At 59.6% G+C, this 19,272-nt stretch carries 17 protein-coding genes; 6 read left to right on the top strand and 11 right to left on the bottom strand.

Translation table 11 applies throughout. The annotated features are described in order from the left end of the window. Positions 1-5 precede the first annotated feature (5 nt). A complete protein-coding gene (locus ABIE13_RS08510; RefSeq protein ID WP_354442700.1) occupies positions 6-1,358 on the top strand; it encodes a class-II fumarase/aspartase family protein in 1,353 nt (450 codons plus the stop codon). A 234-nt stretch (positions 1,359-1,592) separates the two neighbouring features. On the opposite strand, the gene ABIE13_RS08505 is transcribed toward ABIE13_RS08510, so the two are convergent. Beyond that, the gene (locus tag ABIE13_RS08505) at positions 1,593-2,519 is read right to left on the bottom strand and encodes a LysR family transcriptional regulator (RefSeq protein WP_354442699.1); all 927 of its coding nucleotides are present in this window, start codon (positions 2,517-2,519) and stop codon (positions 1,593-1,595) included. A 117-nt stretch (positions 2,520-2,636) separates the two neighbouring features. On the opposite strand from ABIE13_RS08505, the gene cysE reads away from it, so the two are divergent. Continuing rightward, a complete protein-coding gene (gene cysE / locus ABIE13_RS08500) occupies positions 2,637-3,407 on the top strand; it encodes a serine O-acetyltransferase (protein WP_354442698.1) in 771 nt (256 codons plus the stop codon). A gap of 180 nt (positions 3,408-3,587) precedes the next feature. Here cysE and mog read toward each other — a convergent pair whose 3' ends face one another. Then, complete coding sequence (gene mog / locus ABIE13_RS08495; RefSeq protein ID WP_354442697.1) at positions 3,588-4,178, bottom strand: molybdopterin adenylyltransferase; 591 nt, start codon at positions 4,176-4,178, stop codon at positions 3,588-3,590. Then, a complete protein-coding gene (yjgA, locus tag ABIE13_RS08490) occupies positions 4,175-4,858 on the bottom strand; it encodes a ribosome biogenesis factor YjgA (protein ID WP_354442696.1) in 684 nt (227 codons plus the stop codon). Before yjgA ends, mog begins: the two co-directional genes overlap by 4 nt. A gap of 73 nt (positions 4,859-4,931) precedes the next feature. Here yjgA and pmbA point away from each other — a divergent pair, with 73 nt between their 5' ends. Continuing rightward, positions 4,932-6,314, top strand: coding sequence for a metalloprotease PmbA (gene pmbA / locus ABIE13_RS08485; protein ID WP_354442695.1), 1,383 nt, complete (start codon positions 4,932-4,934; stop codon positions 6,312-6,314). Positions 6,315-6,469: 155 nt separating this feature from the next. Here the strand turns inward: pmbA and ABIE13_RS08480 are convergent, their stop codons facing one another. The 3 genes from ABIE13_RS08480 to rpsU all read right to left on the bottom strand — a co-directional run bounded on the left by ABIE13_RS08480 (position 6,470) and on the right by rpsU (position 9,347). After that, positions 6,470-8,317, bottom strand: a complete 1,848-nt coding sequence (locus ABIE13_RS08480; protein WP_354442694.1) for a DUF6600 domain-containing protein — start codon at positions 8,315-8,317, stop codon at positions 6,470-6,472. 280 nt (positions 8,318-8,597) lie between these two features. Further along, positions 8,598-9,041 carry a GatB/YqeY domain-containing protein gene (locus tag ABIE13_RS08475; protein WP_354442693.1) on the bottom strand — a complete coding sequence of 148 codons (444 nt, stop codon included), beginning with the start codon at positions 9,039-9,041 and terminating at the stop codon, positions 8,598-8,600. A 93-nt stretch (positions 9,042-9,134) separates the two neighbouring features. Next, positions 9,135-9,347, bottom strand: a complete 213-nt coding sequence (rpsU, locus tag ABIE13_RS08470) for a 30S ribosomal protein S21 (protein WP_007833691.1) — start codon at positions 9,345-9,347, stop codon at positions 9,135-9,137. Positions 9,348-9,671: 324 nt separating this feature from the next. Between rpsU and ABIE13_RS08465 the strand changes: the two genes are divergently transcribed. Together ABIE13_RS08465 and ABIE13_RS08460 are read left to right on the top strand one after the other, a co-directional pair. Beyond that, positions 9,672-10,814: a metallophosphoesterase family protein gene (locus tag ABIE13_RS08465; RefSeq protein ID WP_354442692.1), complete on the top strand. Its 1,143-nt coding sequence runs from the start codon at positions 9,672-9,674 to the stop codon at positions 10,812-10,814. After that, on the top strand, positions 10,811-13,453 hold the full coding sequence (locus ABIE13_RS08460; protein WP_354442691.1) for an AAA family ATPase: 2,643 nt from the start codon (positions 10,811-10,813) through the stop codon (positions 13,451-13,453). Before ABIE13_RS08465 ends, ABIE13_RS08460 begins: the two co-directional genes overlap by 4 nt. A 642-nt stretch (positions 13,454-14,095) precedes the next feature. Here the strand turns inward: ABIE13_RS08460 and ABIE13_RS08455 are convergent. From ABIE13_RS08455 to ABIE13_RS08440, 4 genes are read right to left on the bottom strand one after another with little or no spacing between them, the layout of a single operon-like run. Further along, positions 14,096-15,358, bottom strand: coding sequence for an NAD(P)/FAD-dependent oxidoreductase (locus ABIE13_RS08455; RefSeq protein ID WP_354442690.1), 1,263 nt, complete (start codon positions 15,356-15,358; stop codon positions 14,096-14,098). Between the two features lie 54 nt (positions 15,359-15,412). Further along, positions 15,413-16,318 carry a DNA-binding protein YbiB gene (gene ybiB / locus ABIE13_RS08450; protein ID WP_354442689.1) on the bottom strand — a complete coding sequence of 302 codons (906 nt, stop codon included), beginning with the start codon at positions 16,316-16,318 and terminating at the stop codon, positions 15,413-15,415. A gap of 51 nt (positions 16,319-16,369) precedes the next feature. Next, positions 16,370-16,726, bottom strand: coding sequence for a thioredoxin family protein (locus ABIE13_RS08445; RefSeq protein ID WP_354442688.1), 357 nt, complete (start codon positions 16,724-16,726; stop codon positions 16,370-16,372). A gap of 19 nt (positions 16,727-16,745) precedes the next feature. Continuing rightward, positions 16,746-17,441, bottom strand: a complete 696-nt coding sequence (locus ABIE13_RS08440; RefSeq protein ID WP_354442687.1) for a substrate-binding domain-containing protein — start codon at positions 17,439-17,441, stop codon at positions 16,746-16,748. Positions 17,442-17,572: 131 nt separating this feature from the next. Between ABIE13_RS08440 and tsaD the strand changes: the two genes are divergently transcribed. Next, positions 17,573-18,619, top strand: a complete 1,047-nt coding sequence (tsaD, locus tag ABIE13_RS08435) for a tRNA (adenosine(37)-N6)-threonylcarbamoyltransferase complex transferase subunit TsaD (RefSeq protein ID WP_354442686.1) — start codon at positions 17,573-17,575, stop codon at positions 18,617-18,619. 80 nt (positions 18,620-18,699) lie between these two features. On the opposite strand, the gene ABIE13_RS08430 is transcribed toward tsaD, so the two are convergent. After that, positions 18,700-19,071, bottom strand: coding sequence for an Hsp20/alpha crystallin family protein (locus ABIE13_RS08430; protein ID WP_436278396.1), 372 nt, complete (start codon positions 19,069-19,071; stop codon positions 18,700-18,702). Positions 19,072-19,272: the final 201 nt, after the last annotated feature.

Genomic DNA, 19,272 nt, shown 5'->3' with positions numbered 1-19,272 from the left:
ACTCCATGGCTTCCACCATCATCGATTCGCGCATCTTCGGCGACATGTTCAGCGACGCTCGCATGCGCGATGTCTGGTCTGACGAAAATCGCACGGCCAAGTACCTGGACATAGAGCGAGCTCTTGCCAAAGTGCAAGGCCAACTTGGAATCATCCCGCAAGAAGCTGCAGACGAGATCGTGCGCAACTGCGAGTTGTCCATGATTGACTGGGACAAGCTCAAAGCGAAGACCGAGCAGATTGGCTACCCCATCATTGCGGTCGTCAACCAGATCAACGCCAACTGCCGTGACAAGCTCGGTGAGTATTGCCATTGGGGCGCCACCACCCAGGACATCACAGACACAGCCGCTGTGTTGCAGATGCGCGAAGGTCTCGCACTGGTAGAGCAGGATCTCAACGAGATTGGTGACGCGCTGGCCGCACTGGCCAAAAAGTACAGAGACACGCCCGTCATTGGCCGCTCCAACTTGCAGCAGGCCACGCCCATCACGTTCGGCTACAAAATGGCCAGCATCCTGGCCGGTATCGATCGGCACCGTGAGCGCCTGCAGCAGCTCAAGCCTCGCGTGCTGATGGGAGAGTTCGGTGGTGCATCCGGCACGCTCTCATCGCTGGAGAAGGGCGCCATGGAAACCCAGGCCGGTCTGATGCAGGAGCTGGGGCTGGCTCAACCACTGATTTCCTGGCACACCGTGAGAGACACCATCGCAGAAGTAGGCGCCTTCCTCGGTTTGGTTGGGGGCTCGCTTGGCAAGATAGCGATGGACGTCAAGCTGATGATGCAGACTGAGGTGGCGGAGGTTTTCGAGCCTTATGCACCCGGCCGTGGGTCTTCTTCCACCATGCCGCAAAAACGCAACCCCATCTCCTGCTTGTACATCCATGCCAACATCTCTGTGGTGCGCCAGCATGCCGCTGCGCTGATGGATGCGATGGTGGCCGATCATGAGCGCTCTACCGGCCCATGGGAAATCGAATGGGTGTCTTTGCCTGAGATCTTCTGCCTGTTGTCCGGTGCATTGAAGCAGACGAAGTTCGTGCTGAAGGGCCTGGAAGTGGATGCCACTCGCATGCGCGCCAACATTGATATCACCAATGGTTTGGTCATGTCCGAGGCCGTCATGATGGGGTTGGGCCCTTACATCGGCCGCGAGTATGCACACGATCTGGTGTATGACCTCTGCCGAGAGTCCATCACAAAGAATCGCCCGCTGATCGATGTTCTTGAGGAGCACCCTGAGATCAACAAGCACGTCACGCGTGCGCAACTCGAAGCCATGTGCGATCCCGCCAACAACCTGGGGCAGGCTGGTGTGATGGTGGACAGAGTATTAGCCTCCCCCCTGAGGCGCTGACGCGCCATCCCCCCAGGGGGACGCAGCCAGCGGCCTGGCAGAGCCAGCTCCGCGGCTACTCACGCATGGCCTGCTCCGCGGCCTTCTGACTTTGAACCCTCTCTCACCGGCGGGCGCCCGGCTAGGGCAGGATGAGGGTAGGGGCTCCTGCGAAAGGTAGCGGCCTGGGATCTGCATAAGGCCTGCCTAGAGACAACTTGAAATGGAAGCTCCGCGGCTAATCTTGCCTGGCGATCAAGCCTTCGCTGACTTGCTTTTTGGCACGCGCTTGCCCTTCATTTCGATAAAGAAGTCGTAGAGCTGTTGGGCTGCAGGCGACAGGGGGCGGCCTTTGCGGCGGATGAGCCCCACCTTCCTGGTGACGATAGGGTCTACAAGTGGCACGCTGACGAGCAGGGGATGATCGGCTCCAGGCATCGCCATGGACGGGACAGCTGCCACCCCAAGCCCAGCTTCCACCAAACCCAGCATGGTGGTCACGTGCTGGGCTTCAAAGAGGCTTTGCGGGCGATTGGTCAGGCCTGCCAGGGCTTGATCTATCAGGAGGCGATTACCTGAACTCTTGCTGGTAGAAATAAAGTCGTGCGCGCTCAATTCGCTCCAGCTCACCTTGCGTGCGAGCGCTAGCGGATGATCGCGCCGGCACGCAGCGACGAAGCGTTCTTCCAGCAGAGGTTTGAACTCGATTTCCGGCTCTTGGCTGCCAATGAAGTTAAGGCCAAAGTCTGCTTCGCTACGCGCTACGGCTGAAAGCACCTCGTTGGCGCCTGCATCGAAGACCTTCACGCGGATCTTCGGATACTGTTCGTGGTAACGGGAGACCACTTGCGATAGGTAGTAATAGACCGTGGAAGGTACGCAGGCGATCGTCACTTCACCCATGCGGGTGGCGGCTACGCCGCGAATGCCCAAAAGCGTGCTGTCCAGATCATCCAGCAGTTGCTTGACCTTGCGGTCGAAGTCGCGCCCCACGGCAGTCAGGCTCACCTTGCGCGTGGTGCGCTCAAGCAGCTTGACGCCCAATGCCTCTTCCAGTTTTTCTATGCGGCGGCTGAAAGCAGGTTGGGACAGGTGCAGTGCTTCCGATGCCTTGCGAAAATTGCCCAATTCCGCCACTGTTCGAAAAGCCTGCAAGTCATTCAGGCTGAAATTGATGGACATTCCACGCTCTCGCAAGTCTGCAATGATCCAAAGTATGCATCAATCGCTTTTTTCGCATTCCAGCAGGATGTCCCTGGCGCTGCCGAAAGTGCCGCCCGCGGGTAGACTTCACGCACCATGTTAGACCGCATCCGCTCCTACTCCCGCGCCATCCTAGAGCGCGATCCCGCTGCGCGCAGCGTATGGGACGTGATTTTTTCGTATCCAGGCTTTCACGCGCTGGTTTTGCATCGCATTGCCCACGCGTTTTGGAAGCGAGGCTGGCTCTGGCTGGCGCGCTGGATCTCGCATTGGGGACGATTTCTCACGGGTATCGAAATCCACCCTGGCGCCACCATTGGCGAACGCGTCTTCATCGATCACGGTATGGGCGTGGTGATCGGAGAAACCGCAGAAATCGGAGATGACTGCACGATCTACCAAGGTGTCACCTTGGGGGGGACCTCCCTGGCCAAAGGCAGTAAGCGCCACCCCACCTTGGGCAAGGGTGTCATCGTGGGTGCCAACTCTCAAGTGTTGGGCGGCTTCACGGTAGGTGACGGCGCCAAGATCGGATCCTCCGCCGTGGTCACCAAGCCTGTTCCGGCGGGCGCCACGGCAGTCGGGAACCCTGCACGGATCATTCAAGCTGCGGGCGATGCCCTGCGCGAAGAAGCCGCTGCCAAAATGGGCTTTTCAGCCTATGGGATCACCCAAAGTGACGACCCGGTAAGCCAGGCTCTGAGGGGTTTGATCGATGGTACGGCTACGCACGACCATCAGATTTCATTGCTGTGGCAAGCAGTTGAGAAACTGGCCTGCAAGCTTGACCCCGACTGTGTGCCGGAAGCGGCTGCCCGCGAGGACAGCTTCGAGGCGAAAAAATTCAACGACCTGGTGGGCAAGTAGCCCACACAAGCAGTTCTAGAGGCAATACTGTTCAGTTAAACCCAGTCCGTTCGCGCTGAGCCTGTCGAAGCGTCGCACCCGGCTTCGACAAGCTCAGCCCGAACGGGTATTTGTGTGCTTAAGTGAACAGCATTGGTTTTAGAGGACTGCTTTTCAGGAGCAAATTACTGGGAGCGCGTCTTATTGCGTTCTTATTGCGCTTTTCGGCCTGAATGCCTTGCAGACGCCATCGTGCGTTTCGAAATAAGGCCCACCTATCAGATCAATGCAGTAGGGCACCGCAGCGAAGATGCCGTGTACCAGGGGTTTGCCTTCAGCATCTTTCAACCCCTCCAGAGTCTCGGCAATGGCTTTGGGTTGGCCCGGCAGGTTGATGATGAGCGTGTTGTCGCGTATGACGGCAACCTGCCGCGAGAGAATGGCTGTAGGGACAAAAGTAAGGCTGATTTGGCGCATCTGTTCGCCAAACCCTGGCATCTCCTTGTGCGCCACGGCCAAGGTCGCTTCTGGAGTGACGTCGCGCACCGCGGGACCCGTGCCACCGGTGGTGAGCACCAGAGCACAACCGGCAGTGGTCAGCTCAATCAATGTCTGACTGATCAGTTCCTTCTCATCGGGGATCAGGCGCGGCTCGAAAGTGATGGGGTTTTGCAGGGCTTTGGTGAGCCAGTCCTGCAAGGCCGGCAAGCCCAGATCTTGATAGCTACCGCTGGAAGCGCGGTCGCTGATCGAGACAATGCCGATGGTGACGGGGTCAAGTTCGTAGCTCATGACTTGTCAAAGGGTTCGTCTTGATCGGTTTCGTCGCTGCTGGCGTCTTCTGAGTCTTCAGAATCCGAGAGTTGCTCGCGCACCAGCTGAAACAATTCGCGCCAAGCCCTGCTTTTGCGCGGTGCCAAGCCCTTGGATTCGGCGGCATTTTCTTCCGCCGCAGGCGGCGCATCCTTGCGGATCTGTCGCACCAATGCGCGCAGCTGCTGCGAGTCGGTCTGCGGGAATTGTTCGATCCAGGCTGCAACGGCGGTGTCGTCCTTGACCAGCCGCTCACGCCAGTTTTCGGCCGAATGCAGCAGTAAGGTGTCCTTGGCAGAGCCTTTGCGTTGCGCTTCCAGCGCAGCGCGAATGGCCTCCACGGTCTCGTCCTCGAGCTTGCGCATGAGTTTGCCCACGAACTGGCTTTGCCGGCGCCGACCCTCAAAATTGGTAATGCGCTTGAGATCTTCCAAAGCTTCAAGCAGCTTGGATGGCAGGTCCAAAGCCTCGAAAAGGTCGCGGCGCAGGCCGAGCAGGTCTTCGCCCAGGCCCTGAAGCTCGGAGCTTTGGGCTTTTAGATCGGTTTTGCTGGGCTCATCGCCGCCTTTGAGCTCGCGCTTGAGCTCCTGATCTAGCTCGCTGCCATCGGCGACAAACTGGCCACGTACGTAGTAGCCTTTCTTGAATTTGCGGGACATGGAATATGGATCTACAAGTTGAGGCGCACAGCGCCAGCAAGAGCGGGGAGCGGCAAGTATGATATCCGCCACCATGAATCAAACATCTGCGGGCGCCGGCCAGGGCGCCGAATCCGGTTTTAGCTACTCTCGTGCGTTTTTCGAGGAATTGGTCGATACCGCCATTAAACATGCAAAGAAGCTGGGCGCCACCAACGCTGGCGCGGAAGCCTCTGAAGGTTCCGGACTTTCCGTGAGCGTACGCAAGGGAGAGCTGGAAAATGTTGAACGCAATCGAGACAAATCTCTCGGCGTGACGGTTTACGTGGGCCAACGCCGCGGAAATGCAAGCACTTCTGACTTCTCTAAAGCAGCCATTGAGCAAACCGTGCAGGCGGCCTACGATATCGCACGCTTTACAGCGGAAGATCCCGTGGCCGGACTTCCGGATGAGGACGATATTGCAACCGACCACCCCGATCTGGACCTATTTTACCCCTGGGCTGTCACCAGCGAAGAAGCTGCGAAGATGGCCATCGAGGCAGAGCGCGCAGCATTTGCCACAGACAAGCGAATTACCAACAGCGAAGGCGCGGGTGTCTCTGCCCAGCAAAGCCATTTTTTCAGTGCACATACCCATGGTTTTCGCGGTGGTTATGCAAGTTCGCGTCACAGCCTCTCTGTAGCGCCCATCGCCGGCAAAGGGGCTGGCATGCAGCGGGACCATTGGTACAGCTCCATGCGCTCGGCCAAGGATCTCGCCAGCCCGGAGGCTGTGGGCCGATATGCGGCAGAGCGTGCCTTGAGCCGCTTGAAAAGCCGCAAGATCGCCACTTGTGAAGTGCCGGTGCTTTTTGAATCGCCTTTGGCAGCTGGGTTGCTTGGAGGTTTCGTGCAGGCCGTCAGCGGCGGAGCGCTGTACCGCAAGGCCACTTTTCTGCTGGATTCACTGGGAAAACCTGTCTTTCCCAAGCATATAGACATCGTCGAAGACCCCTTCATTCGCGGTGGCAAGGGCTCATCCCCCTTCGACGATGAAGGCGTGCGCGTACGCGCACGAAAAGTCGTGAAGGCGGGCCGCTTGGAGGGCTACTTCCTCACCACCTATTCGGCACGCAAATTGGGCATGAAAACCACCGGAAATGCGGGTGGCTCTCACAATCTGTCTCTGACTTCCCGTCTCACTCAGCCAGGCGACGATCTCCAGGCCATGCTGAAAAAGCTGGGCACCGGCCTTTTCGTGATCGAGTTGATGGGGCAGGGCGTGAACTATGTGACGGGCGACTACTCACGAGGCGCCAGCGGCTTCTGGGTAGAAAACGGCCAGATTGCCTACCCTGTCGATGAAATCACGATTGCGGGCAACCTGCGCGACATGTTTGCAGGCATCACTGCAGTGGGTGCAGACGCCTACAACTATGGTGCGAAAACGACCGGCTCTTTGCTGATCAATCGCATGAAGGTGGCAGGTAGCTAGCTAGATCAGGAACACATCCCGCCTGACCGGACCAGGTAGAGCCCCTGGTCGGGGCGGGTTGAGGTCGGCCCTTGCATCCTGCGACGGGCATCAGTGGCCAGAGGCTTTGTGAGCCCCCCGTGACCTGTTTGCGCAGCAGGGCGGTGGGGTGCTTATTAACCTTCGTCGCGAGGTTGGTGCAATTGTCTCGGGAAATCCGGCCGCTCATTGGGGCGCGTGGGCTGCGGGCGAGGCTGCATCTGGCGTTGCTGGTCCATTTGCTGGCGCTGACGCATCTGCTGCTCTCGCCACTGGTTTTGCCGCTGTTGCTCCATATGCTGATTTTGCTCCTGGCGCTGCTGGAACTGCCTTTGCTGCTGCATGGCGCGCTGTTGCTCCATGAGTTGCTGGTGCTGGCCCTCGCGTTGCTGCTGCTCGCGGAGTTGCTGCATTTGACGCTGCTGTTGATCCAGCATGCCTCGCTGTTGCTGCTCCCGCTGCTGGTCAAAGCGCCTTTGCTGTTCCTGCTGTTGCTGCACTCGCCAAGTCTCTGACGATCGGCCGTCACCCATCTGGGGTGGACGGCGATTCTCGAATCCGGGTTGCGGGCGGTCACCGTTTCCCTGCTGGCGGTCTCCCCGCGGAAGGTTGGACCGCACGGGGCCAGGGCCACGATCATTGTCGAATCGTGGGTTGCGCGGGCCGGACATGCCGGGCCAGTTTGGGCGAGGGGGTGGAGGCGCATGGCGGGCACCATCCCACTGGCCGCCAGAGAGCTGGCTGCCAGCTATGAACCGAGGTCTGCGTCCATCCCGAGAGCCGAACTGATCGCGCGAGACGGCGCTGATGGCATGGGGATGGCGTTGGAAGAAGTAGTAGGAGTCGCGCGTAGGTGGGCGTGCATTGGCCCATGGATTGATCCCGCGGAGGTAGCGCGAACTGGCCCGATAACCCGGCTGCCAGTACTCGCCGGGAGCGAGCGGAAACCACGCGGCGCCCGGGCCGCCTGACCCAAGCGAGACACCCCATTGCGTATCGCCACTGGAGCCACCGATGAAGCTCACGAGTGCAGGTGCATACACGGGCCGCCGCACGACCGGGCCAGGCACCCAGGCCCATCGTGGACCGATTTGCGCCCATCGGCCGTAGTGGAAAGGCGCAAAGCCCCACGGTGCGTCATCTACCCAAGTCCAGCCCCAGGGTTCTACCCAGCGCCACTGACCGTTGCGGTACGGGGCCCAATCGCTCACGGTAACCCGTGGGTACCAGACAGCACCGTAATTGGAATCCTGGCCCCAGTCTCCGTAAGCATCCAGTTGCTGATATCCAGGGACACCGGGAGAAACATAACGTGCGGAGGTTGAGCGGTCTTCCAGGGCGTCACGCGCAGCAACCCATTGATCAAAATTGTCGCGGTAAGCGATGGTGCCTTTGGTTGCAACGCCCAGCGAGCGCCCTTGGAGCACCAGTTGCTCGCCGGAATTCACCGTGACCGACTGACCTGCATCGCCATACACCACGGCATTGCCGCTGAAAACAGATATGCGCGTCGTGTCGGCGCGAGGGTCGACATCAAACCGATATTCGCCAGGCTGATTGGCTACCAGGGCGACGTTGGGTGTTCCGACCTCAAAACGTTCACCTTGCTGCAGCTCGCGCACGCGTGCGGTCATAGTGCCGCCGGTGAAAGCCAGACGGGTGCTGTCGTCGTCCAGTTCGGTGATTTCAAGCTCTGACTTGCCGGTCAGCCGGAAGGCGGACCAGCCACTATGCAGCTCGGTGCGTGAACCCACTTCCGTGGACAAGCGGGCGCCAGAGGTGACAGGCATGTTGAGCACGGCCGGAGACCAACTGCCGCTGCCGTCTGCTGCCAACACCGCAGTGCCTTCCTGAAAGCTGATGTAGCCGACCCGATCTGGCGGGTCTATTTGCTCAGCTTGTGCCCAAGCCAGGGCGGAACACGCCAGCAGTAGAGTGGCTAGCAGCCAGTGCCGGGCTTTGAAGGGGGAATTGGATGCTTGCATGGCCAAACTGGGGGCAAGGGGAAGGCGCATTGAGAATGCGGGTCTTGTCCAGTTTACTTAACGCGCAAGCGCGGCGAACGGTTTGCCTGAAAATGAGGCGCAATGCAAAGCTGGGCTGTTAATTGAAACAGCTTGCAAACTGTGGGTCAGTCGCTACGGACTTGGACAAAGCCGGGGATCATTTCCTTGTGCTCGGCCATCCTGATCATTCTGTGGCACTGGCCGGCGCGGCAAGGGCTGCGCCCCCGCTAAAGGCGCGCAACCCCCCTTGCGGGCCGGATCAACCCAAAGCGGCCTTTACAGCTGCTGAAACGGCGCCCATGTCAGCCTTGCCAGCCAACCGCGTTTTTACCGCACCCATGACCTTGCCCATGTCGCCAGGGCCGCTGGCGCCCAACTCGACCACTATGGCTTTGACTTCAGTCGCGACTTCTTCTGCAGAAAGGCGTGCAGGCAGGTAAGCCTGAAGCACCAGCATTTCAGCCTTTTCCTGATCCACCAGATCCTGGCGCTCAGCCTTGGTGAAAGCGTCAATGCTGTCTTTGCGCTGTTTCACCAGCTTGTCGATGATGGCGACGACGGCTGCGTCATCCAGCGTGATGCGTTCGTCGACTTCCTTTTGCTTCATCGCCGCCTGCAGCAGGCGAATGGTGCCCAGGCGGCCAGAATCCTTGGCTCGCATGGCAGTTTTCATGTCTTCCGTGATTTGGTCTTTCAGGCTCATTTTTTCTTTCCTTCCAATACAGATACAGATCCACCAAAAACAAAGGCTCGCCGAGCGTCCTCGGCGAGCCTTTGTTCTGAGACGATGCTCGAATCAGTACAGCTTCTTAGGCAACTGCATGCTGCGCACACGTTTGTAGTGGCGCTTGACGGCAGCGGCTTTTTTGCGCTTACGTTCAGCTGTTGGCTTCTCGTAGAACTCACGGGCACGCAGATCGGTCAGCAGGCCCAGTTTCTCAATGGTACGCTTGAAGCGGCGAAGTGCTACGTCAAACGGTTCGTTTTCCTTAACGCGGATAGTGGTCATTCTTCAGAAATTTCCAGAAGGTGTGGCCAGAGGGTGAGAAGGAAGATCGTGCCTTCGCGCCATGCGCCACTGATATTGCCCCGCCTCTAACTAGTATTTAATTTGGCCGGCGGGGCTATTGCCAGCAAAGCCAAGCATTATATGAGGTTTTTAAGGGGCTTGCAGTTTGCTGATCATAAAAGCATGAAGTTGGGGTTGAACCGGCCCATTTAGCGATTGGAGGTTCTCTGCCCGTTCGGCTTCCCATGGCGCCGCGCTATCCCACCGAATTGATTGATCACGTCATGCAAAATCCATGCTGACAGGAATAATACCGAGGTGGTCATGGCATTGAGATTGCTTCATTCAGCTGACTGGCAGATTGGCAGAATCTATTCACAGTTTGAACCCGATGACGCTGCCGCGTTGTTCGAAGCGCGTTTTACGGTGGTTGAGAGGCTGGCCGCGCTGGCGCGTGAGCGAAGTGCAGACGCTGTTTTGGTAGCGGGCGATGTTTTCGACGCGCAGACGGTGTCGGACAAAACCATACGCCGTCTTTTCAATGCGCTCAGCGGCTATCAGGGGGCCTGGGTGATGCTGCCCGGCAACCATGATGCGGCGCTCGCAGAGTCGGTCTGGACCAGAGCACATCGGCTGGGTGTGGTCTCCTCCAATGTGATCACCTGCCTGGAACCCGCTATTCGCATCATCGGAAACCGCTTTGCGGTGTTGCCGGCCCCTTTGATGCAACGCCATACCTACGGTGACCTCACAGAGTGGTTTTCCTCGGCATCTACCCCCGAAGGCCTGCCGCGCATAGGGCTCGCGCATGGCTGTGTGCAAGGTGTGCTGGCGGATGAGCTGGATTCGGCCAATCCCATCGCCGCCAACCGCGCTGTTACCGCCGGATTGGACTATCTGGCGCTGGGGGACTGGCATGGGAGCAGGCGTCTGGATGAACGCACCTGGTACGCCGGAACGCCGGAGACCGACCGTTTCAGGGCCAATGATTCTGGCCAGGCACTTTGGGTGGAAGTGGCCGCACCGGGCGCAACGCCGGAGGTAGAAGTGCTGCAGACCGGAAGATACCGGTGGCGCCAAGTCGAAGGGCGGTTGGCCGTCTCCAGCGATGTGGATGAAGTGACGCGAACGCTCGCCGGAGTCGGCCCGGAGGACGTGCTGCAACTGCGGGTATCCGGCGTTTGCGACTTGAACGGACAGGAGCGGTTAAGGCAGGCGGTGGAGGCTGCCCGGGCACGGCTGCGGGCCTTGGTGTTGGAGTCGCAGGAACTGAGACTGGAGCCCACTGACGAGGACATTGCTTCCCTGCGGGCCGACGGTTATGTGGGGGAGGCGCTTGCACAGCTGCGAAACGAGCAGACAGGCGATGAATCGGACAAGGCGCGTGAAGCCCTCGTGATCCTTGCACGCATTCTTAATGGACGAAGCAATACTTCTGCGGCGGCCAATACGGAGGCCAGGGTATGAAGCTCAAGCGCCTGCGTATCGAGCACTTCAAGCGGTTTCGTGCGCCGTTTGAAATTGACGGGTTTGCCGATGGGCTCAACCTGTTTGCAGCACCCAATGAATCAGGCAAGTCCACGGTAACTGAGGCCATTCGCGCTGCGTTCTTCGAGAGGCATCGCTCTACCAGAGTAGAGCATTTGCGCCCCTGGGGAGACTCTGCAGCGACACCCACTGTCGATGTGGAGTTTGAAATGGACAGCAAGCGCTACCGCCTCACCAAGGCATTTCTGGGCAAAAAGCGCTGCGACTTGACCATTGAAGGGCAGGCGCCGCTGGATGGCGTGGTCGCCGAAGACCATCTGGCTCAATTGCTTGGTTTCAAGTTCCCCGGCAAAGGGGCAAGTGCTCCGGAACACATGGGCATTCCTGGATTGCTGTGGATTCGGCAGGGCACCTCGCATGAGCTTGCACAAGCTGTCACGTTCGCAGCAGACCAACTTAGGCAGGTGCTGGGCGAATCACTGGGTGAATTGACGTCTTCGGGAGGAGATGCCGTGCTGCAAGCCGTGGAGGCTGAGCGCAACGAGTTGCTGACCCCCGCAACGGGAAATCCCAGAGGGGAATTCGCGGCGGCACTGCAACGAAAGCAGGAGCTGGCAAGCACCCTTTCCTCGCTCGAGCGCGATATAGCGGCCTATCAAGGCAGTGTTGACCGGCTCGCCACGCTGCGCAACGATCACTTGCGCGATGAGCAGGAGCGGCCATGGGCGTCGCTACGTGAGCAGCTTCGAAGTGCGCAAGGTCGGCTTGATGGAGCGCAAGGCTTGCAAACTCGGCAAGAGAGTGAACAAACCGCCTTGCAGCAGTGGCGCATGCAAGCCGCATCTCTTCGTTCCGAGCTTGACGCATTTGCGCGCGACGACGCGGCGGTCACCACGCGTCAAAAAACGCTGGAGCTGCGTGCAAACGCTGAGTCCGCTGTGATCGCTGAAATGCAGTCCTGGGAACGCCGACATGCTGAGCAAGTGGCTGCGGAGGCCCAGGCACGGCGCGTGCTCGAGCGCGTGCGAGCCGTCGGCGCCAGGGTCGAGACATCGCGTGCCGTCGCCGAGCTAGCGAACACAGTCGCCTCAATGACGGACCTGCTCAGCAGGGCGAGAGAAGAACGCACGCGTTTGACACGCCTGCAGGCCGAAGCTGAAGGACTGAAGGTTTCTCCGAATGACTTGGAGAAAATCCTGCAGCTGTCCTCATCATTGAGAGAGGTGGATGTGCGGTTGGAGGCTGCTGCTACGACGCTGGACTTTGATTTGCTGGAAGGCCAGACCCTGCGCATGGACGATGAGCAGGTATCAGGCCGTGAACGGCGCACTGTCGTTGGCCGCACAGAACTGTTTATAGAGGGCGTGGGTCGCATTGCCGTGCAGGCAGGTGGCGAAACCATCGCAGCGCTCATGGCGCAACGTGAGAGCCAATCTTCGGAGATGGGCGCCATGCTGCGTAAACTGACAGTCGCCAATCCGGCCCAAGCGCAAGAGCGTGCTCGCCAGGCCGCACAGCGCTTGCAAGATGCCAGGGCGAGTCAGAAAGTGTTGGCGGCTTTGGCTCCGGAGGGCGTGGACGCTTTGGAGGCTGAGCTTGCATCCCGCACTTTGCGCATGCAGGAAATGCGTGCTGCCTTGGACGAATTGCCGGAACCCGACCAGGCTGATGCTTTGCTCCCCAACCAGGCTGCGGCGTTGGCGGAAGCAGGGCGGGCTCTGGCTGCACTGGAAGATGTGGTCACACAATTGAATCAATCGCGAGTGACGGCGGGCCAGGCGCAGAGTGAACACGCCACCGCTCGCCAGGAGTTGGCTGCCGCTCAGGCCACGGCCGACGATACCCAGCGCGCTGAGCGAATAGCCGCCGCCAGGCAGTCCCTCAGTGATGCACTGGCCAGGGAGGCCGCAGCGGCCCATCGCTTGCAAGCCACGGCAGCGGAACTCCAGAATGTGAACCTGGCACTGTTGCGCCAGGACGTTGACCGCTTGACACGCAGTGCGGAGCAACTGGAGGACGCCCACGAGCGTCGGCGGCAGGACATCATGCGGCTGGAAGTGGATCTGGAAACCAGGGGAGCCTTGGGCCTGGAAGAGCAGAGCGCGGAACTCAGACGCGAGCAAGACGCCATTACCCGTCGAGCGGAGGAGCTGGCTCGCCTGGCCGCGGCGCTGGATCATCTTTTGTCGCTGCTGCGTGAGAAGCGCTCAGCGCTGGCGCGCCGATTGCGCGCACCGCTGCAAAAGCATTCTGACCGTTACCTGGGCATCTTGTTTCCCGGGGCTCGAATGGAAGTGTCCGACGATCTTTCACCCGGCGCAACGACCCGGTTAGGCCCCCATGGCCCGGAAAGCGGCGAGTTTGAGGAGTTGAGCGTGGGAACTCGCGAGCAAATGGGCATCGTGGCACGGCTCGCCTATGCAGACTTGTTGCAGGAAGCTGGGCGCCCGACCTTGTTGATTCTGGACGATGCGCTTGTGAATACGGATGATGAGCGCCTGGGGCAAATGAAGCGGGTTCTCTACGACGCTGCGCAGCGGCATCAGGTGCTCATCTTCACCTGCCATCCGGCCGCGTGGAGGGATCTGGGCGTGGCGCCACGCGCCATTGGGGGCTGACCTGCTTTTTGCCTTTCGCGTTTCAGTTAATCCAGGCTTGCAGAAGCGGGGCGCAAGGCTTCGACAAGCTCAGCCCGAACGGTCTTAGGCAGTTCAAATGCCACTTTTTGCTTGACCACAACCATAGAACCTCAGCCCGAACGGTTTGGTTGTTCCATAGAGCTGTTGCTGCCTGGCGAGAAAAGAGAACTTCCCCCAACCGTTCGCGCTGAGCCTGTCGAAGCCTGTCCTGAGCCTGCCGAAGTGGCGTTACACCAGCCCACTTAGACCTGAAAAGGTGTGAACGATTCCCTCATGCTCGCCTTGACCGCCAAAAGCGTGAGCAGATTAGGGCGTGTTAACACTAAATTCACCCCCGCGCCGGCTTTTTCCGTGCCTATGCCGGCCGCGTCGTAGTGCAAGACGCGCCTGGCAGCCAAGGTGCGATCCTTGGCAAGAGGCGCAACGCAGCAATACGGCCCGGAAAAAACTGGCCCGAAGGGTGAGGCACTGGCAAACCGCACTCTGCGTTGCCTACGCCGGCCGCGCAAACCTCGCCGGGTGTCCAACCCGACTGCGGTTTGCGCCTTGATTGCGGCTCGCCAGTGCCTCACGCGGGGGTGAATTTAGTGTTAACACGCCCTAGGCGCGTCGCTCAGCGTGTTAGTTGGGGTGCTTCTCTATCGCTTGCGCGCAAGCATGGGCGCTGGCCCAGGCCCACTGAAAGTTATAGCCTCCCAGCCAACCTGTCACATCCACCACCTCGCCAATGCAATAGAGGCCGGGCTGGTTTTTCGCCTCCATGGTCTGTGAGGAAAGATCCCGAGTGTCTACCCCACCTACGGTGACTTCTGCTTTTCGATAGCCTTCGGTGCCCGTCGGCACCAACTGCCAGTCGGACAGTTGCTCTGCCAACTGTGCCAAGGCTTTGTCACTGGCTTCGTTGATGGGGCGTTGCCAAGCGGAGTTAAGACTGACCCAGGTGTCGGCCAGGCGTGAAGGCAGCCACGCTGTCAGTTCATTGGCGATCAGCTTGCGCGAGCCACGGGCCTTGGCCGCCAGCAATTCGGTAGCCAGATCCACGCCGGGCGCAAGGTCGATGGAGATAGGTGCGCCTGCTTGCCAGTAGCTTGAGATCTGCAGCACGGCTGGACCGGAGAGACCGCGATGGGTGAACAGCAGGTCTTCATGGAAGGTGATGCGTGATTTCTTCGCCTTCTTCTCGCCTGGTGCTTCGGAGGTGCTGATGGCCACGGGCAAGGCGATGCCCGCCATGCCGGCATAGGGCGCCCAGCCATTGCCGTCAAAAGTGAGGGGTACCAGCCCGGGGCGCGGCTCTATGACCCGTAGCCCAAACTGCCGTGCCAGCCGCCAACCAAAATCCGTGGCGCCAATCTTGGGAATGGAAAGCCCTCCTGTGGCCAGCACCAGGGCAGGGGCCTTGGCCAGTCCGCGGTCGGTTTCCACACTGTACAAACAGGCGCTGGCATCGTGGTCCACGCGGTTGGCCTTGCATGGCTGCCACCGCTCCACCAGACCCCCATGGGCCGAGGCGGTCTGGCACTCTGCCAGCAGCATGTCTATGAGTTCCTGCGCGGAGCCATCACAAAAGAGCTGGCCCTTGTGCTTTTCATGGAAACTGATGCCGTGCTTATGCATCAGTGCTATGAAGTCGCCAGGGGTAAACCGCGCCAAAGCCGAGCGGCAAAAGTGAGAGTTACTGCTCAGAAAATGCTTTTGCGGGGCCGAAGGGTCGAGGTCACGGTTGGTGAAATTGGCGCGGCCGCCGCCAGAGATTCGAATCTTCTCGGCTACCGCCGAAGAATGGTCGATCAGGAGTACTTTTAGCCCTCGTTGTCCAGCTTGCGCTGCACAGAAAAGGCCTGCGGCACCTGCGCCCAGAATGATCACGTCATAGGAAAACATGGCGTGACTGTACCGGCCTCGCGGCGCCTGGGTGGAAGAGCGTCTCGGGAGGGACTACTGATCACCCATGCACGCGCGGGTGATGTGCTCGACTTGTCGGGCAATCGGAGCGGGCACCGGAAGGCTTCCGTCCAGTACGGCCTGCGTGTAGGCGGCTGTACTGGCTGCGTCGATGGCGGGTAAATCCGGCAAGGCCGTGAGTGAGCCGCCTTGCGCTTCTTGCACAAGATGCGTTTGACCATGGCGGAACAGCTCCATGCGGGGCGTGCGCCGGGCGTCAGCCACGGGTTCACCTTCCGTGCCTCTCAGCAACAAGGCAGTGGCGTTGATCAGGCGAAAGGTGGCGGCCATCGAGACGGCATATTCCGGGTGCGTGTAGCTGCCCACCACCAGGCTTTCTCCAGCACAGGGGCTCATCAGCTTGACCAGGCTGTGGGCAGGGTTGCGCAGGCCAATCGCACGACGCACTTCCAGAAGTTGCTTCAGGCTGGGGAGAAGGTTTTCGGTGGGCACCCAGTGCAGGCTGCCTTTTTCGATGGAGCTGGCTGCTGTCTGCGGCCGATGGCCCATGGCTAAAAGCACGTCTCCAGAGGTTACACGGGTGCTTTCAGTGGCGGTTCCATGCAGCAACACGGGCAAGCCCTGGCGTGCCAGCAATAGCCCCAGCAGTGGCGTGAGCACGGGCAACTTGCGGGCGCCGTTATAGCTTGGAAGCACAACAACCGGAGATCCGCCGGGCGGTATCTTGTTGATGCGCGCATCCACCGCATCCAGAAAGCCCGCCATTTCTTCGGAGGTCTCTCCTTTGATGCGCATTGCAATGCAAAATGCGCCCGTTTCAAGGTCCGAGCATTGGCCGTCCAGAACCTGGCCGAAGAGGTCCTGGGCTTGCTCGCGAGAGAGGGGACGGGCGCCCTGCGCGCCGCGGCCGATTTCCTTCAGATAGTGGCTGATTCCCATGGTGTGATTCTGGTCCTGACGGACTCTCCGGGATATTGTTCGGAATCCTGTTCAAATCCCCAGACTTCTCAGAAGTCGGCCTATCTGGCCAGGTTGGGGCAGCACTGGTCCATGAAAGCGCACCGTTTGGGCGTCTCCGATGACCAGGGTAGGGAAGGTTTCTATGTCCAGGTCGCCCAGTGCGTCCGCTTCATCCTCAATATCGACCCAGCGGAACGCGATCTGGGGGTGCTCCAGGGCAGCTTGCTCAAAACCCGGTTGAAATTCGCGGCAAGTACCGCACCAGGCAGCACAAAGGCAAACCACGGCAGCACCCGCAGGTAGAGAAGCGAGTGTGCTCGCAAGCAAGGCGCGTAGATCTGCGTCTTCCATGGGATGGTTGTTCAGCGAGAAATTCGTATGGGACAAATGGGGGGCGGCCAATGGCTCAGGCCGGGTCCATGCCGTTGTTCTTTTTGGCTTGTGCAGCGTCGGCCGAGGCCAGAAATCCAAAAAGCTGGCGCATTGCCTCGGGCTGCCCGGAAGTGGCAGCCAGGCCACCTGAAAATATGGTGGTGATCTGAATGTCGTCAGGCAACGGACCGACTACGTCGATTCCTTCAAGGTGCATGAGCTCGCTCATTTGCTGGAAACCCAGGGAAACATCTCCACGGGCGACCAAGGAGCCAACCGGCACGCCGGGCGGAGCGACGACGAGTTTGCTTTTGATGGCTTCCGCGATGCCCCAGCGCTCGAACAAGAGGGCCAATTGCACCCCGCTGGGGCCGGTGGAGTAGCCCACCGTGGGAGCATCCAATACCGCCTGTTTGATTGCGTCCCCATTGGAGAGATCGGGGCGTGAGGCCCCTGAGCGCACGGCTACAGCCACGCCGGAGCGCACCAGGTCGACGCGGCTTCCTTTCACGATGCGGCCGGTTCCGGCCAGGCGGTCGATAACATCCGCCGCCAGCACGACGCCATCGAAAGCCTCTCCCGCTTCAACTCGCTTGGCAGCTACCTGACCGCCCACAGACTCCACTTTGATGGATAGGCCGGGGTGCTGTTTTTCATAGAGGCTTACCAGATCCACCAGCAGGTTCTGGGTGGCCATGGAAGAAATGATGCTCAAGGTTGGCGAAGTCATGGGGTCCGTCTCAGGTGGGGTCAAGTAAGAAGGTGTGCGCGTATTGTGCCGTTGGACTGCGTCTCTCGCCGACATCACCTCCACAACCCCTTCAATACGGCCTGATCCCGGTAGGCGGATAATCTGCCACCATGGCAAGCTTGGTTTTGGGAATTGAATCTTCGTGTGACGAAACGGGAGTGGCACTGGTGAAAAGTGCCGGGCAGGGCGTGCCTCAATTGCTGGCTCATGCGTTGCACACGCAAATGGCCATGCACGCCGACTATGGCGGGGTGGTCCCTGAGCTGGCAAGCCGCGATCACATCCGGCGTGTGCTGCCCCTGACGCGGCAGGTACTTCAGCAAGCAGATGAGGTGCTGGAAAACGTGGATGTGGTGGCCTATACCCGCGGGCCGGGGCTGGCAGGCGCCTTGCTGGTGGGTGCTGGCGTTGCCTGTGCCCTGGCAGCCGCGCTGGGCAAGCCCGTGTTGGGAGTTCACCACCTGGAAGGTCATCTTCTATCGCCGTTTCTAAGCGCAGACCCGCCAGAATTTCCGTTTATCGCGCTGCTGGTTTCCGGTGGCCACACGCAATTGATGCAGGTCGATGGCGTCGGTCATTACCGTTTGCTGGGTGAAACCATCGATGATGCGGCGGGCGAAGCCTTCGACAAGTCCGCCAAGCTCCTGGGGCTGGGCTATCCCGGTGGGCCTGCGCTTGCGCGTCTGGCCGAGTTTGGTGATCCCACCACGTACAAATTGCCACGCCCTCTGCTGCACAGTGGTGATCTCGATTTTTCCTTTGCCGGGCTCAAGACTGCGGTGCTGACGCAGGCCAAAAAATTTGAAGGTACACCTTGCGATCAAGCGCGGGCTGATCTGGCCGCGTCCACTCAAGCGGCGATTGTCGAAGTTCTGATGAAAAAATCGATCAAGGCGCTGGACCAAACTGGATTGAAGCGACTTGTGGTGGCTGGTGGCGTAGGGGCCAACGCGGCGCTGCGCGAGCAGTTGAACGCGGCCTGCACCAAGAGAGGGGTGCGCGTGCACTATCCCGAGTTGGAGCTATGCACAGACAATGGCGCCATGATTGCGCTGGCAGCCGCCATGAGAATAGATGCCAAGGTCGAGGCACCGCAAGCTCGGTACGCTTTTGACGTCAAACCCCGCTGGCCTTTGGATTTCGCGACTATTGCTTGAAACAAGCAGTAAAGCTCGTTCACGGAGTGTGAACGAGCTTTGGTGAATCTGCCCAGCCTGTGAGCAGGCTGGCATTGACTTTAGTTGATGTTCAACGTCACGGCTTTGGCGGCTGGGGCGAACTTGGCCAGGGTCAAGGTCAATACCCCGTTTTCAAGCTTGGCAGTGCTGGCGGCCGCGTCCACGTTCTGCGGGAATTCATAGGCCTTTTTGTACTGCCGGGGAGCACCCTCGACGGTTTCAATTTTCACGTTCTGAGCATCAATGGCAATGTTGAGTTGCTCACGGCTGACGCCGGGTACGTCCAGCACCAGTGTCCAGCTGGATTCGTCTTCGCTGAACTTCACGCCGGAAGCAGAACGGGCGGTGGTGAATGCTTCATCCAGGAAGCGGTCCAGTGAGCGCAGAGCAGGACCATAAGCAGAGCGGCGGACGGCGGGAGCGGCTGTAATAAACATGGTTGTTCCTTGGTCTTTCAAATGTTGAACCCGGCTAAATGGTGCGGGCTTACTGCAGAAAATGAGCACGCTTGAAAACTTTTCAAGACCCCAAAGTGCGGGAATAAATTTGCCTGCAAGGCCTTGAATATTGGCTGGGGGACCACAACAGGTGTACGGGAATTGGCCTCGTCTGGCGTGGGGAGCCCATCTGAT

The organism is Ottowia thiooxydans, from assembly GCF_040548795.1.
Lineage (GTDB): Bacteria > Pseudomonadota > Gammaproteobacteria > Burkholderiales > Burkholderiaceae_C > Ottowia > Ottowia thiooxydans_A.
Note: the sequence above shows the minus strand (reverse complement) of the source record. Positions and strands in the feature narration are given on the sequence as shown.